Source organism: Pseudomonas parafulva NBRC 16636 = DSM 17004 (genome assembly GCF_000730645.1).
GTDB lineage: Bacteria > Pseudomonadota > Gammaproteobacteria > Pseudomonadales > Pseudomonadaceae > Aquipseudomonas > Aquipseudomonas parafulva.
This window is the reverse complement of the sequence record NZ_BBIU01000032.1, coordinates 1-15,410: the sequence shown is the minus strand read 5'-3', so window position 1 is coordinate 15,410 and position 15,410 is coordinate 1. Positions and strand designations below refer to the sequence as shown.

Sequence of the window (15,410 nt, the reverse complement as noted above, 5' to 3'; positions counted from 1 at the left end):
GGGTGGTACACTGTCCGCCACATAGCCTGAATATAAAGAGGGGAGGCCAGGCTTACCGCAGCCTGCAGCCTCCCCGAGTGTTTCTGGACTAAGCATGAGAATACTGATCATTGGCCCCAGCTGGGTCGGCGACATGGTAATGGCGCAGACCCTGTTCCAGTGCCTGAAACAGCAGCACCCCGACTGCATGATCGATGTGCTCGCCCCCGAGTGGAGCCGGCCTATCCTCGAGCGCATGCCTGAGGTGCGGCAGGCGCTTAGCTTCCCGCTTGGCCATGGTGCGCTGGAACTGGCCACCCGCCGGCGCATTGGCAAGTCATTGGCCGGTCAGTACGACCAGGCCATCCTGTTGCCTAATTCGCTCAAGTCGGCGCTGGTGCCGTTCTTTGCCGGTATCCCCAAGCGCACCGGCTGGCGCGGCGAGATGCGCTTTGGCCTGCTGAATGATGTGCGCAAGCTGGACAAGGCCCGCTACCCGCTGATGATCGAGCGTTTCATGGCCCTGGCCTACCCGCCGGGGGCAGCGCTGCCGCAACCTTACCCGCGCCCCAGCTTGCAGATCGAAGCCCAGAGCCGCGACGCTGCCCTGGCCAAGTTCGGGCTGGAGCTGGACCGCCCGGTGCTCGCACTGTGCCCAGGTGCCGAGTTTGGCGAGGCCAAACGCTGGCCTGCCGAGCATTACGCTGCAGTCGCCGACGCGATGATCCGCCAGGGCTGGCAGGTATGGCTGTTCGGCTCGAAAAACGACCACCCTGTGGGTGAGCAGATCCGTGACCGGCTAATCCCCGGCTTGCGTGAAGAATCGTCCAACCTGGCCGGTGAAACCTCCCTGGCCGAGGCCATCGACCTGATGTCCTGTGCCCAGGCCGTGGTGTCCAACGATTCTGGACTGATGCACGTGGCAGCTGCCCTCAACCGCCCGCTGGTGGCGGTGTACGGGTCTACATCGCCTGGCTTCACACCGCCGCTGGCCGAACAGGTGGAAGTGGTGCGCACCGGCATCGAGTGCAGCCCGTGTTTCGACCGCACCTGCCGGTTTGGCCACTACAACTGCCTGCGCCTGCTGCAGCCAGGCAGCGTCATCGCGGCCTTGCACAGCCTGAGTGGCCCGGGGTTGATCGATGCTGTGGTCGAGGTCGAATAAGTGCGGGTACTGATCATCAAGACCTCGTCGCTGGGTGATGTGATCCATACCCTGCCGGCGCTCACCGATGCGGCCCACGCCATACCCGGCATCCGCTTCGACTGGGTGGTGGAAGAAGGCTTTGCCGAAATCCCCAGCTGGCACCCGGCCGTGGACCAGATAATCCCGGTGGCAATCCGCCGCTGGCGCAAGAACCTGTGGCAGACGCTGCGCAGCGGCGAATGGAAGGCGTTCAAGCAGCGCCTGCGCGCGCGCAAGTACGACCTGGTGATCGATGCCCAGGGCCTGGTCAAGTCGGCCTGGCTTACCCGCTATGTCAAGGCGCCCATCGCCGGGCTGGACCGCTATTCCGCCCGTGAAGGCTGGGCCAGCCGCTTCTACGACCGGCGCCTGTCGGTTGCCGTCGGCCAGCATGCCGTGGAGCGTGTTCGCCAGTTGTTCGCCATGGCCCTGGCCTATGACCTGCCGGAAGGGATCGGCCAATACGGCCTGGACCTCGACCGCCTGCAACTGCCACCGGCTGCACCCTATGTGGTGTTTCTGCATGGCACCACCTGGGCCACCAAGCATTGGCCCGAAGCCTATTGGCGCGAGCTTGCCGAGCGCATGGGCCGTCGCCGGCTGGAAGTGCGCCTGCCCTGGGGCAACCCGGCGGAAAAGGCCCGGGCCGAGCGCATCGCCCAGGGCTTGAACAACTGCCAGGTGCTGCCCAAGTTGAACCTGGCAGGCGTGGCCCGTGTGCTCGCTGCCGCCAAGGCCTGCGTCGCGGTCGATACCGGCCTGGGCCACCTGGCCGCAGCGCTCGATGTGCCTACCTTGTCGCTGTTTGGCCCAACCAACCCGGGCCTTACCGGTGCCTACGGGCGGACCCAGGTGCACCAGGCCAGTGACTGGCCGTGCGCGCCCTGCCTGCAAAAAAAATGCACCTACAAACCGAGCGCCGAAGACCTGCGCCGGTACGATCCGAACCGCGAGTGGCCGCTGTGCTTCACTCGCCTGAATCCCGAGCATGTGGCGAGCCGCTTGAGCGCGCTGCTGCTGGCTGAGGATGTCCGTTGATGCAACTGGCTTTCGTGCTTTACAAATACTTCCCCTTCGGTGGGCTGCAGCGCGACTTCATGCGCATCGCCCTGGAGTGCCAACGGCGCGGCCACCAGATCCGTGTGTACACGCTGATCTGGGAGGGCGACATCCCCGCAGGTTTCGAAGTGCTGGTGGCGCCGGTCAAGGCGATCTTCAACCACCGCCGCAACGAAAAGCTCACCGCCTGGATGCAGGCCGACCTGGCCGAGCGCCCCGTCGACCGCCTGATCGGCTTCAACAAAATGCCGGGGCTGGACGTTTATTACGCTGCCGATGGCTGCTTTGAAGACAAGGCCCAGACCCTGCGCGGTGGCCTGTACCGCCGCTGGGGCCGTTACCGGCACTTTGCCGAGTACGAGCGGGCCGTGTTCGACAAGCACGCCAGCACCGAGGTGCTGATGATCTCCGAAGTGCAGCAACCGCTGTTCATCAAGCATTACGGCACCCCGGTGGAGCGTTTTCACCTGCTGCCGCCGGGCATTTCCCAGGACCGCCGGGCCCCGGCGAACGCCGCCGAGATTCGCGCGGGTTTCCGCAAGGAATTCAACCTGGCAGATGACGAACTGCTGCTGGTGCAGATTGGCTCCGGCTTCAAGACCAAAGGTGTGGACCGTAGCCTGAAGGCGCTGGCTGCGCTGCCTTCGGCCTTGCGCAAGCGCCCCCGGCTGATGGTGATCGGCCAGGATGACCCCAAGGTGTTCCAGCTGCAGAGCGCAACCCTGGGCCTGGGTGACCAGGTGCAGTTCCTGAAAGGGCGCAGCGACATCCCGCGGTTCCTGTTGGGTGCCGACCTGTTGATCCACCCGGCCTACAACGAGAACACCGGCACGGTGTTGCTCGAAGCGCTGGTGGCAGGCTTGCCGGTGCTGGTGTCGAAGGTGTGCGGCTACGCGCATTACATTGCCGAGGCCGAGTGCGGCCTGGTACTGGACGAGCCGTTCGAACAAGAGCAGCTCAACGGCTACCTGCAGCGCATGCTCGAAGACCCACAGGCCCGCACCGACTGGTCGCGCAACGGCCTGCGCTTCGCTGATACCGCCGACCTGTACAGCATGCCGCAGCACGCTGCCGACGTGATCCTGGGGCAGGAGGGCGTATGAAGCTGATACTGGCCGAACCCTTCAAAAGCCTGTGGGCCGGGCGTGATGCCTTCGACGCCGTGGAAGCCTTGCAGGGCGAGGTGTACCGGGAGCTGGAAGGGCGTCGCACGCTGCGTACCGAGGTGGCTGGCGAAGGCTTTTTCGTCAAGATTCACCGCGGCATCGGCTGGGGTGAGATTGCCAAGAACCTGCTCACGGCCAAGCTGCCGGTGCTCGGTGCAGGGCAGGAATGGCGAGCCATCCAGCGCCTGCATGAAGTGGGTGTACCGACCATGACCGCCGTTGCCTACGGTGAGCGCGGCAGTAACCCGGCCACGCAGCACTCGTTCATCATCACCGAAGAACTGGCGCCCACCATCAGCCTGGAAGACTTCAGCCTCGACTGGGTGAAGCAACCGCCTCAGCCGCGCCTGAAGCATGCGCTGATTGCACGTGTGGCCGAGATGACCGGTGGCATGCACCGCGCCGGGGTGAACCACCGTGACTGCTACATCTGCCATTTCCTGCTGCACACAGACCGGCCGGTGACGGCGGATGGCTTCAAACTGTCGGTGATCGACCTGCACCGTGCGCAGACACGGGCGAAAATCAGCCGGCGCTGGCGCGACAAAGACCTGGCCGCCCTGTATTTCTCGGCCCTGGACATTGGCCTGACCGCCCGCGACAAGCTGCGCTTTTTGCGCGCGTACTTCCAGCGCCCGTTGCGCGAGGTGCTGCGGGACGAGGCCGCGCTGCTGGCCTGGCTGGAACGCAAGGCGCAGAAACTCTACGACCGTAAGCAACGCTATGGGGATGCACTCTGATGGCGAGTTGGACACTGGCGCCAGGTTATCAACATCTGGCGGCGGACTTCGGCAGCCTCGATGCGGTGTTTGCCATCCAGGGCGAGCGCCTTACCCGCGACCCGCTCAGCGAGGTGGTGCGGATCGAGCGTGACGGGGTCAACTACTACGTCAAACGCTACACCGGTGCCGGCAAGCACATGCGCCGTTACCTGGGTCGGCCGCGTATCAAGGCCGAATGGCAGAACCTCAAGCAGTTCGACAAATGGGGCATTCCCACGGCCGAAGTAGTGGCCTGGGGGCTTGAGCGCAACGGCCTGGCCTTTGGCCGCGGTGCCATGATTACCCGCGAGCTGCCCAACACCGAAGACTTGTCGGCCTTGGCCGAGCGCCATGATGCGCGCCTGGCCGACCGCGCCTGGGTCGACCATATCAGCCGCCAGCTGGCCCGCCACACCCGGGTCATGCATGAGCACCGCTTTGCCCACAACGACCTGAAATGGCGCAACCTGCTGGTCGACGACCAGGGCACGGTGTTCTTCATCGACTGCCCCACTGGCGACTTCTGGCGGGGCTTCATGTGGCGTCACCGCTTGATCAAGGACCTGGCCTGCCTGGACAAAGTGGCCAAGTATCACTTGTCTGCCACCCAGCGCCTGCGCTTCTACCTGCAGTACCGTGAGCGCAACCGGCTGAACGACCGGGACAAGAAGCGTATCCGCCAGGTACTGGGCTTTTTCGAGGGAAGGGAATGACCGACTACGTGGCCAGCGACGACAGAGCGCTGCTCAAACGCCATGGCCTGGACGATTTCGAGGCGCTGTGGGCGTTGCAACTGGACGCGGTGGACGAGCCCAATACCGGCCGTGGTGGCTGGAGTAGCGTGTTCCGCCTGGAGCTTGAGGGCAAGGGTTACTACCTCAAGCGGCAAAGCGACTACCTGACCCGCACCCTGCACCGGCCGTTCGGCGAACCCACCTTCGCCCGCGAATTTCGCAACATCGTGCGTTACCAGAAGCTGCACATACCGGCCCTGCAGGCGGTGTTCTACGGCGAACGCAAACAGGCTGGCCAGCACCGGGCGGTGTTGATGACCCGTGCGCTGGACGACTGGAGCGACCTCGACAGCCAACTGGCGCAGTGGGCGCAACTGGGCGCCGCTGCGCGCGACGGCATGCTGATAGCGTGCGGCCAGTTGGCGCGTACGCTGCACGGCGCCGGCCAGGTGCATGGGTGCTTTTATCCCAAGCACATCTTCTTGCGCCAGCGCCGGGAAGGCTGGGACGCACAGCTGATCGACCTGGAAAAAACCCGGCCGTTGCTGTTCGGCATGCGTGACCGCCTGCGCGACCTGGAGCCATTGCTGCGCCGGGCGCCGGTGTGGGGTGAGCACGACGTGCGCACGCTGCTGGCGGCCTACCTGGCGCAGCCTGCAGGCAGCACGCTGGTCGACACTTGGCTGCAACGGTTGATGCAACGCCGCCATCACAAAGAGGCACGCTGATGCACCTGTCTGAACTGAAAGCGGCAGGTCGCCACCCGTCGCTGCCCCTGAGCCTGACCCTGGCAGATGCTGCCGGTGGTGCCGATTTGCAGTTGCTGAGCCTGCTGCGTGTGCTGCCAGGCCAGCGTTACGTAGGCGCGGGTATCTGGCGGGGCATTCCGGTGCTGGCCAAGCTGCTGGTAGGCAGCAACGCCGCACGCCAGTTCCAGCGTGAGCTGCAAGGGGTGAAACTGCTGGCCGAGCAAGGCCTGACGACACCGAAGCTGCTGGCTGACGGCCTGGTGGAAGGTGAAGGCGGCTGGTTGCTGTTCGAGTTTCTCGATGGCGCACAGAGCCTGGCTGATGCCTGGGCTGGCGTGGAACAACTGCCTGCACTGGCCGACGAACAACAGGCCGTGTTGGGCGAAGCGCTGACCGCCGTGGCACACATGCACCGGCAGGGCTTGTGGCAGGAAGACCTGCACCTGGACAACCTGCTGCGCCACGGCGGCAAGCTGTACCTGATCGACGGCGCCGGTATCAAGGCTGAAACGCCTGGCCAGCAGCTCTCGCGGCCACGGGTGCTGGAAAACCTCGGGGTGTTCTTTGCCCAGTTGCCCAAGCGCCTGGAGCCCTTCATCGAGGAGCTGCTGGTGCATTATCTGCTGGCCAATGCCGAACATGCACTGCCCCTGGAAGCCTTGCAGAAGCAGGTAGACAAGGTGCGCGCCTGGCGCCAGAAGGACTACCTGGAAAAAGCCGGCCGCGAATGCAGCCTGTTCAGTGTGCAGCGCAGTCTGTCTGGCCTGCGCGCAGTGGTGCGCAGTGAGGCCCAGGCCATGCTGCCGGTGCTTGAACAGGCCGATGCACTGATCGAGCAAGGGCACCTGTACAAGACCGGCGGCGCGGCCAGTGTGGCGCGCATCGAGGTCAATGGCCGCCCATTGGTACTTAAACGCTACAACATTAAGAACACCGCGCACTGGTTCAAGCGGTTCTGGCGCCCGAGCCGGGCCTGGCATTCATGGATCGAAGGGCACCGCCTGCGTTTTCTGGATATCGCCACGCCGCGCCCCCTGGCGGTGCTGGAGCAGCGGGTGATGGGTTTGCGCACTACGGCCTACCTGGTGACCGAATACATCGACGGGCCAGACCTCAGCGCCTGTTTCGCGCCGCACGTTGAAACGGGGCAGGCCCCCGAAGAGCAGGTTCAGGCGCTGGTACAGCTGATGCAGCGGCTGATCGCCGAGCGCATCAGCCATGGCGACTTCAAGGGCCATAACCTGTTCTGGCAGGGCGGCCAATGGTCGCTGATCGACCTGGATGCCATGACCCAGCATGCGACCCAGCTGAGTTTTGCCCCGGCCTATGCCCGCGACCGTGCGCGGCTGCTACGCAACTGGCCCAGCAGCAGCGCCCTGTACCAACGCCTGAATCAACTGCTGCCCACGCTGACCGCGTAGCCCTGCGGTAGCGCCAGCCAGGCGCTGCTGCGCCCGGCCTGGCGCACACGCATACGCCACTGCTGGCCCTGCCAGCGCAGGATGGCCCAGGCGTAAACGGCGGCCGCCGAGGCGCTTCCCAATTGCAGGTGGTAGTGATCCACCAGCAGGTGCCTGCGCACGGGCAAGGCGTGCCCCCCTGCCAGCAGATAGAGCTGGCCGGTGCTGAGGTACAGGCCCGGGGTACCCGCAGGGGTGCCGAGTGGCACTTTGGCCAGGCGACAGCCGTCCAGCAGCGCTCCCAGGTCAGGCAGGCCGTCGTACCAGAGCACGGGCGAATCCACCACCCACTCACCATCCTCGCGGCGCTTTACCGGCACCTTGGTGTACGCGTCGGGCTGGCGAGGGTCGACCACTCGCCAGCGATAGCCGTCGAAGGCGACCTGATACGTGCGGCCTGCCGAGTCCTTGATGAAGTAGAAGGTGACCCCAGGATAGGGGGATTTCTGTTCGTAGATGCCTTCCTTGTGAATACCGTCTACCCGGTAATGCAGCTTCTGGGTGTCTACGCGCAGGGCCAGGGCTGGCGGTAACAGCACAGGCGGCGTCGGTGGCATGCCCCTTATCGCCCTGCGCACTACGGTGGAGCCACCGATGCTGTTTATACCGTCGTTGACATGGGTAAAGGCTTCTACCAGATGCTTCAGTACACCTACACGATCTTCCTGCTTGTAGGCCTGGGTCATGTCCAGAACAGAGATCACCGCACGGCCGAATGACAGTGGTGTCAGCGCCCGGTTTGGCAGTACCAGGCTAACCAGGTCGAGCAGCACCCACAGGGCATGAAGGCTGAACTCGCCAAGCAGCTCCAGCTTGGTATTGGTGCTGGCATCCACCATGGCGAGTGCTGCCCGCACTTCGGCCAGGTAGCGGGCCTGCTGAAAATCGCCAGTGATGGCTGGCGTGGCGATTCTTGGCCCCATGCGGCCTTTCAGCAAGCCCCGCTCCAGCTGCGCATGGTCTGCCAGTGGCAGGCGCTCCTTGAGGTAGTCACGCAGCAGGGGCTGAGCGCGCAGTGTGCGCAGCAGGTGCCGGGCGTTGCGGTACTCGCGCCAGGCCCGTCGGTCCGGTGCGTCGGGGGTGTACACCACGAACCGCTGCAGGCCAGGGTTATTTGGTGTGATCAACATGACGCCCATGACTGTGTGGCTGTCGATCAGGCACTGACGAACACTCAACCGGTGGCCATGGCTGTGCCGCTGTTCGCTGTTCGGGTGATCGATGACCGCCCTGCTCCAGGCATAGCCTCGTTCGAACACGTCTTCGAGGTAATGCCCGGCGTAACGGGCCTTCGCTGCCTCGGCCTGCATGCGTGCCGTGCTGATCGCAATGTATTGCTGTTGACGCCACTGTGCATCGGGTGAGTCCAGCAGGTGGGCGCGCAAGTACCGGCTGTAGGTTTCGCCCACGTTCAGGTCGCGGACCAGTTGCTTGATCTGCGCGGGGGTAACCTGCGGGACGGCGCTGTTGTCTTTGCGGTGTACGCGTGCGGTGAGCCAGTAGTCGATGTCCAGCCAGGCAACATTGAGCGCTGCCAGCTGGTCGAGGCGGTAGGTTTTGCCCACCAGCTCGATGGTGTCGCCGACCTGGGGGCGGCTTGCCGCCGGGATGTAGCCTGTGGCAAGGCCTGGGTGCAATACAGGGCCGCGCTGACGGGCCATGGTCACGCTGACATACAGCTCGAGCGGGTCTGCGTCGAACTGGTGGCGCTGGCGCAGGGCCGCGCGCAGGCGCTCACACGTCCAGGCGTTCAGGCTGTTCTGGTCCAGAAACTGCTCGTGGCTGAGGATGCCAGGGGCGGCGGCGCGGTCGATGGCAATGATCAGTTCCTGCATGGTCTGCATCACATGGGTGAGGGCTTGTGGCGAGGCGTTCTTCAGCCAGGCCGGAGAATTGCGTTCCAGCAACAGGCCATAGCGGGTATGCAGGGCGGGCGGGCTGCCCGCCAGGGGTAGCAGGTCGGCAGCGTGTTCCAGGTGCTCGGCCAACTCGAGCCAGTTCACCTGGCCGGCTGGCACGGCTGCCTCCCATACGTGGGTCAGGCGTACACGCTGGCCATCTATCAGCACTTGGGCCTGGTGCTGCACCAGGTCGTCGTTGAACCACTCGTAGCGCAGGCGCTCGGCGTTGCGCGCCAGGTCGCGCGTTTGCTCATCAGGCAGATGACGCAACAGCGGTTGGCTCTGCAGTGGGTCATCCAGCCGTTCGCACAGCTCCACATGCAACTCCGCCAGGTCATCGAACGCCTCGATGCCGTGGGACAAACTGCACAGCAGCGCATATTCACTGTGTTGGGCCGGTTCTGGCATGCGCCCTTCAGGGCCACCTTCGATAATGATGAAGGTGCCGGGCAGGTAGCCACGCCAGCTCGGTGTGCTGATATCCAGCACGGGCCGGTAGACCTGTGGCCGCGTGGGGCTGGGCAGGTGCTGGCGCTGCCACGACAGCGGCAACTCGATGCAGGTTTTCATCAACTCGGCGTGGTTCGAACCCAGGGTATGGTCGCCGATGCGCAGGTTGATCTGCGCCAGTAGCTGGGCGCGTAGCACGGCGGCCAGCCTGGCTTGGCGTGTTGAGGGGGTGGCGCCGGTGTCCAGCCAATAGGCGGCGAGGTCGGCAAAGTAACGCTGGCGTGCCTCCAGCCAGGGCAAGCGGGTGTCGGGTTGGGGTAGCGGGGTGAGCAGGTCGGCCAACTGCTGGTCGTAGGCGATGAATTGTTGCAGGCTCATGGGCGGCACTCCGTGGGGTGGCGCCATAGCCTGGTGGGCCTGGCAGGCTCAGGCGCGTTACCCGGGTACCTCAACGTTTGCCGAGGCCGTATATGCTCAGTACCGCCGGCAAGCCAAGGCCCAGCCAGGCCAGCATGTCCCATACGCCGTCACCGAGTAGCGCGGCGAACAGCCCCGCTGCGCCAAGCACCGCGATCAGCCCTGGCCAGGCGAAGATACGCCAGGTACTGCGTGAGCTGTGGCTCATGGTTTTTGCTCCCGCGCTCGGCGCTGCTTGCCCCACCACAGGTACAGGCCACTGAGCAGTACCACGATGGTCAGGGTATCGAGTACCGCCCACAACACCTGCATGGGCCGCCCGCCGTAATCGCCAAAGTGCAGCGGCTGCGAGAGCCCCATGGCATCCATGTACCAGGGGCGCTCACCAACGGCGGTCACCGTTAGGTTGCGGGCGTCGATCAGGACCGGGGTGAGCAGGTGCGACGTCAGGTGGCTGGCACCCTTCATGAACACGGCGTAGTGGTGCTCGCTGGAAAAGCGCGTGCCCGGGAAGGCGATGAAGTCTGCCTGCATGCCGGGTGCAGCCTGCTCGGCGATGTGCAGCAGGTGACTGGCCGGCGCCCGCTCGGTCAGCGGCGGGGCATCACGGTAAGGCGCCACCATGGTCACCAGGCTGTCGTTGCGCCAGGCGGCGATCACCAGGTCGGACAGCGCGCTGATCACGCCCGTTACCCCGACCACCAAGGCCCAGGTCAACGTGACGATGCCAATCAGGTTGTGCAGGTCGAGCCAGCGCAGCCGGGTGGATTTGTCCCGGCGCACTGCCGCAAAGGGCAGCCGGCGCATGAACGGTGCGTACAGCACGGTGCCGGAGACGATCGCCACGATGAACAGCACACCCATGAAAGCGAGTAGCAGCTTGCCCGGCAGCCCGGCGAACATGTCCACGTGCAGGCGCAGCATGACCATCATGAACCCGCCATTGGCGGCGGGCATGGCCACGGCCTCGCCGGTGCGGGCGTCGAGCATGAAGGTGTGGGAGGCATTGGGCTCGGTGCCGGCCGTGGCGGCGGTAATGGCAACCACACCGTCGGGTTCGTCGGCATCGAAGCCGAAGTATTGCATGACTTCGCCCGGACGGTGCTGCTCGGCCTTGAGCACCAGTTGCTGCAGGTCCAGGTGTGGAGTACCCGCAGCCATCTGGCGCAGCTCGGGGGCATCGCCCAGCAGGTGTTCCAGTTCGTGGTGGAAGATCAGCGGCAGGCCGGTAATGGCCAGCAACAGCAGGAACACCGTGCAGACCAGGCTGCTGTAAGTATGAACCGTCGACCAGCGGCGGATGGTTGGGCTTTTCATCGGGGTACCGGTTGGGGCGTTCAAGCTGGGAGGCCGCAACGCGGCCGCCCCGTTACTCAGAACTGGTAGGAAGCGCTAGCCACCACGCTGCGTTCGTCACCGTAGTAGCAGTAGTAGCTGTCGCAGGTGGACAGGTAGTCCTTGTTGAACAGGTTGGTGGCATTGACCGCAACCGACGCACCTTTGAGGCTGTTGGCAAGGCGGCCCAGGTCGTAATGCACGGAGGCGTCGAACACGGTGTAGGCATCCGCCTTGCCCAGGTAGGTGTTAGCCTGGTCGCCGTAGGTGTTGCCGGTGTAGCGCGCGCCCAAACCGATGCCGAACCCATCGAGTGCCCCTGCGTGCCAGGTGTAGTCGCCCCATACCGATGCCTGCTGGTTAGGCATCAGTTGCAGGCGGTTACCTTTGTAGTCGCCTTTCTGGACATCAGATTTGGCCAGGGTATAGGTGGCGATCACCTTCAGGTTGTCGCTCACATCCGACACGGCTTCCAGTTCCAGGCCACGTACTTTCACTTCACCTGTCTGGCTGGTGATGGTAATGCCGCCGACGGTGTTGGTTACTGACACGTTCTTCTGAGTCAGGTCGTACACAGCAGCAGAAAGCAGGGTGCTGGAGCCTGGCGGTTGATATTTCACCCCCAGCTCCCACTGCTTGCCTTCGGTGGGCTTGAACGACTCGGTAGGTGATGCCGTTGCGTTGAGGGTGGGCTGGAAGGACTCGGCGTAGGACAGGTAAGGCACGAAGCCTGAGTCGAACACGTAGCTGAGCGCGGCGTTGCCGCTGAACTGCTTGTCCCGCTGGGTATGGGTGGCGTCGTCTTTATTGAAGAACTTGGTGCCCGTGTGCACCCAGTCTTCACGACCGCTCAGGGTCAGGCGCCAGTTGTCCAGTGCCATCTGATCCTGCAAGTACACGCCGGTTTGCCGGGTTTTCTGGTTGTAGTCGTAGAACGCAGTGGAGCGGGGCGGGCGGGTGATGGGCAAGCCATACACCGGGTTGTTGACGTTGCTGTCCGGCACGTCAAAGCCGAAGATCGACAGGTAGTTGGTGTTGATTCGCTGGTGGTCCAGGCCTATCAGCAAGGTATGGCTGAGGGCGCCGGTGTTGAAGTCCGCCTGGAAGTTGTTGTCCACCGCAAACTGGCTGATGTCTTCATCGGTGTTGGTGGACATGCGCCGAACGGTGCCATCGTCACTCACAGGCGGGCTCTCGCGGTTGTAGCTGCCGGGGGTAATGGTCTGGAACGCCAGGTCGGACTTGGTGTAGCGCACGTTCTGGCGGAACTGCCACACGTCATTCAACCGGTGCTCGAAGGCATAGCCCAGCGCGTAGTAAGTGCGGTCGTAGTATTCGTAGCCCGGGTCGCCCAGGTTCTTGTGGTGCGATACCTTGCCGAACGGCATGTCGATCTTGGTGCCTTGTACGGGCCGGAACTGGCTGGTAGCACCGGTATCGTCGCGGGTGAACTGGCTGAGCAGGGTCAGCGAGGTGTCTTCGTCGATGTTCCAGGTCAGGCTGGGCGCAATGTTGTAGCGCTTGTCGTCGATATGATCGATGGGCGTACCGCCATCGCGAACCACACCGCTTATGCCGTACAGCCATTGCCCCTGGTCGTCGATCTTGCCCGTGCTGGCAAAGTTGATCTGGCGATGGTTGTCGCTGCCATATTGCAACTCGATTTCATGACTGCTCTCGGCCTGCGGGCGACGGCTGACCATGTCCAGCAGGCCACCGGGCGGGGTCTGGCCATACAGCGATGAGGCCGGGCCGCGCAGCAGGGCCAGGCGGTCGAGGTTCCAGGTTTCGGCCTTTGGGTTGGCATACACGCCCCGCGGCAGTGGCAGGCCGTCGAGGAACTGGGTGGGTTCGAAGCCGCGCACGCGCATCCAGTCATAGCGCGTGTCACTGCCAAAGCTCGCCGAGACGATGCCCGGCATGTAACGCACCGCGTCATCCAGGCTGTGAACGCCACGGTCTTTCATTTGCTCACGGGTGGCCACAGAGATGGAACGGGGCACCTCGACCAGTGCAGTATCGGTCTTGGTGCCTGCCGCGGTGCGTTTTGCCACGTAGCCTTCCACCGGGCCCCAGGCATTTTCGTTGACGCTGGCGGCATCCACGGTGGTGGCCGGCAGGGCCAGGCTGCCCTGTGCAACCGCTACCAGGCTGTAGCTGCCCACGCTGCTCTGCTGCAACTGCAGGCCACTGCCTTGCAGCGCGGCCTGCAGGGCGCCCAGGCCGTTGTACTGGCCATTGACCGGTGCCGACCTGCGGCCGCTGACCAGCGCCGGGTCGATGGCCAGTGCGATGCCGGCCTGGCTGGCGATCTGGTTCAGGGTAGCGGCCAACGGCCCGCTCGGCAGCGCGTAGGCACGGGTGGTGGCCTGCTCGGCGGCCAGCAAGGCGGGGCTTGCCAGGGGCGCGCTCACGGCGATGGCCAGGGCCATCAGGCTGGGGCGCAGGATACGATCGACAGCTCGGGACATGCAGCGGCTCCTAGACGGATAAGTGCTAACTGCTTCCTTGCCGGGCGAGGTTTGAAAAGTGACAGGGGTAGGGCAAAAAATAATGGGCCGGTGCAATGCCTGGCCAACTTACCGGGGTGTGACGTTGACCCACCAATGGGTATGTCGCTCGATCTTGACCGGCAGCGCGGGTACCAGCGACTCCAGCGCCAGGTCAGTATCGGCCAGCGGGAAGCTGCCGCTTACCCGCAGGTCGGCGACCTTGTCGTCCACGCCCAGGTAGCCGCTGCGGTAGCGCCCCAGGGTGGCCAGCAGGTCGGCCAGGCGCATGTCTTCCACCACCAGCATGCCACGAGTCCAGGCGTCTGCGCCGGGCGCCACGGCGCCGATCTGGCCCAGGCCATTGGCGTTCATCAGCACCTGCTGGCCCTCGCTCAGCACCTGCTCATCACCGCTGTTGGAGGGCCGGGCGCCTACCGAGGCCTGCAACACCTCCAGGCGCGTGCCTTCGGCCTCCCGGCGTACCAGAAAACGCGTGCCCAGTGGCCGCAGGCGGCCGTCATCGGTGCGTACCAGCAGTGGGCGCGGGTCTTCATGGCCGGTCTCGATGGAGATTTCACCCTGATGCAGCACGATTACCCGCTGCTGGCCCTGGTAATTGATATCCACGGCGGTATGGGTATTGAGGCTGAGCATGGTGCCGTCCTCCAGGCGCAGGGTGCGCAACTCGCCGGTGGCAGTGCGTTGGTCTGCCAGCCAGTAGCTCGGCGCCAGTGAGGGCGCGCCCACCCACGCCAGCAAGGAACCGAGCAGGAACACGCCTGCCAGCCCCCCGCCAAGCTTGCTGACACGCTGGCGCAAACCTGCCCGCGATTGCAGCAGGGCCTGGCGTGCCGGGCCTGCGGCTGCGCTGACGCGCGTATCCAGGGCCGCAAGTTGGCGCCAGGCACGGGCATGTTCATCGCTGGCGGCGTGCCAGCGCATGAAGGCACTGCGCTCATCCGGGGCTGTGCCAATGTCGTCCAGGCTGAGCTTCCAGGCGATGGCGGCCTCCAGCACCTTGGCCGACACCGGTGCGTTGTTCACGTAGGTTCCCCATACAGAGCCACGTAGCACTGGCGCATGCCCTGGGCGATGTACTGGCGTACCCGGGATACCGATACCCCGAGGCGTTCGGCGATTTCGGCGTGGCCCATGCCGTCGAGGCGGTTGTGCAGGAAGGCTGCGCGGGCCTTGCTGGACAGCTTGCCCAGCAGGCGGTCGATGGCTTTGAGGTCTTCGAGGATGAGGTGCTGCACCTGGGGCGAGGGGTGTTCGGCAGGGGGCAGCTGCGCAAGCTCGGCCAGGTAGGCTTGCTCCAGGGCAGCGCGGCGGAAGTGATCGAACATCAGGCCCTTGGCCACCGCAGCCAAGAACGCCCGTGGCTCACGCGGGGTTTGCAGCTGCTCACGGCCGAGCAGGCGCACGAAAGTGTCCTGGCTGAGGTCTTCGGCACGTTGCCGGCAGGCCATGCTGCGTTGCAGCCAGGCGAGCAGCCAGCCGCGATGGTCGCGGTACAACGCACCGACCAGATCGGCGTGTGGGCTCTGAGCAGGCAAGCAGCGTCCCCCCTGGAACGTATGCACTAACTAACGATAACTATTCGCGATTGTTACAGAGGCGCAGGGGGATGTGCAATGGACGGTCATCGGGTACCCAGCCTTTAGGTTTGCGATGCCGCGCAGTTGATTTATTTCGCAAGCAAGCCACATCAACCTGTGGGA

General features: G+C 64.5%; 13 protein-coding genes. 7 read left to right on the top strand and 6 right to left on the bottom strand.

What is annotated here, in order from left to right; genetic code table 11:
• The first annotated feature begins 94 nt into the window (after nt 1-94).
• From waaF to PPA02S_RS18460, 7 genes are read left to right on the top strand one after another with little or no spacing between them, the layout of a single operon-like run.
• Complete coding sequence (gene waaF, locus PPA02S_RS18490) at nt 95-1,144, top strand: lipopolysaccharide heptosyltransferase II (RefSeq protein ID WP_028635264.1); 1,050 nt, start codon at nt 95-97, stop codon at nt 1,142-1,144.
• The gene (gene waaC, locus PPA02S_RS18485) at nt 1,145-2,203 is read left to right on the top strand and encodes a lipopolysaccharide heptosyltransferase I (RefSeq protein WP_028635263.1); all 1,059 of its coding nucleotides are present in this window, start codon (nt 1,145-1,147) and stop codon (nt 2,201-2,203) included.
• Nucleotides 2,203-3,327 (top strand): glycosyltransferase family 4 protein, encoded by a 1,125-nt coding sequence (locus tag PPA02S_RS18480; RefSeq protein ID WP_028635262.1) that lies wholly within the window; start codon nt 2,203-2,205, stop codon nt 3,325-3,327. Before waaC ends, PPA02S_RS18480 begins: the two co-directional genes overlap by 1 nt.
• Nucleotides 3,324-4,130, top strand: coding sequence for a lipopolysaccharide core heptose(I) kinase RfaP (gene rfaP, locus PPA02S_RS18475; RefSeq protein WP_028635261.1), 807 nt, complete (start codon nt 3,324-3,326; stop codon nt 4,128-4,130). Before PPA02S_RS18480 ends, rfaP begins: the two co-directional genes overlap by 4 nt.
• Nucleotides 4,130-4,864 carry a lipopolysaccharide kinase InaA family protein gene (locus PPA02S_RS18470; RefSeq protein WP_028635260.1) on the top strand — a complete coding sequence of 245 codons (735 nt, stop codon included), beginning with the start codon at nt 4,130-4,132 and terminating at the stop codon, nt 4,862-4,864. The genes rfaP and PPA02S_RS18470 overlap by 1 nt, the downstream gene beginning before the upstream one ends.
• Nucleotides 4,861-5,613 carry a lipopolysaccharide kinase InaA family protein gene (locus tag PPA02S_RS18465; RefSeq protein WP_028635259.1) on the top strand — a complete coding sequence of 251 codons (753 nt, stop codon included), beginning with the start codon at nt 4,861-4,863 and terminating at the stop codon, nt 5,611-5,613. Before PPA02S_RS18470 ends, PPA02S_RS18465 begins: the two co-directional genes overlap by 4 nt.
• Nucleotides 5,613-7,055, top strand: coding sequence for a lipopolysaccharide kinase InaA family protein (locus PPA02S_RS18460; RefSeq protein WP_028635258.1), 1,443 nt, complete (start codon nt 5,613-5,615; stop codon nt 7,053-7,055). The genes PPA02S_RS18465 and PPA02S_RS18460 overlap by 1 nt, the downstream gene beginning before the upstream one ends.
• On the opposite strand, the gene PPA02S_RS18455 is transcribed toward PPA02S_RS18460, so the two are convergent.
• The 6 genes from PPA02S_RS18455 to PPA02S_RS18435 form a co-directional block, all read right to left on the bottom strand.
• On the bottom strand, nt 7,028-9,823 hold the full coding sequence (locus PPA02S_RS18455) for a dermonecrotic toxin domain-containing protein (protein ID WP_033728201.1): 2,796 nt from the start codon (nt 9,821-9,823) through the stop codon (nt 7,028-7,030). The genes PPA02S_RS18460 and PPA02S_RS18455 overlap by 28 nt on opposite strands.
• A 70-nt stretch (nt 9,824-9,893) precedes the next feature.
• Nucleotides 9,894-10,070, bottom strand: a complete 177-nt coding sequence (locus PPA02S_RS23100; protein ID WP_161629598.1) for a DUF4175 domain-containing protein — start codon at nt 10,068-10,070, stop codon at nt 9,894-9,896.
• Entirely contained in the window at nt 10,067-11,179 is a 1,113-nt protein-coding gene (locus tag PPA02S_RS18450; protein WP_028635256.1) for a PepSY-associated TM helix domain-containing protein, read from the bottom strand. Before PPA02S_RS18450 ends, PPA02S_RS23100 begins: the two co-directional genes overlap by 4 nt.
• A gap of 56 nt (nt 11,180-11,235) precedes the next feature.
• Nucleotides 11,236-13,668, bottom strand: a complete 2,433-nt coding sequence (locus PPA02S_RS18445) for a TonB-dependent siderophore receptor (protein WP_028635255.1) — start codon at nt 13,666-13,668, stop codon at nt 11,236-11,238.
• Between the two features lie 108 nt (nt 13,669-13,776).
• The gene (locus PPA02S_RS18440) at nt 13,777-14,733 is read right to left on the bottom strand and encodes a FecR domain-containing protein (protein WP_028635254.1); all 957 of its coding nucleotides are present in this window, start codon (nt 14,731-14,733) and stop codon (nt 13,777-13,779) included.
• A complete protein-coding gene (locus PPA02S_RS18435; protein WP_028635253.1) occupies nt 14,730-15,245 on the bottom strand; it encodes an RNA polymerase sigma factor in 516 nt (171 codons plus the stop codon). Before PPA02S_RS18435 ends, PPA02S_RS18440 begins: the two co-directional genes overlap by 4 nt.
• Nucleotides 15,246-15,410: the final 165 nt, after the last annotated feature.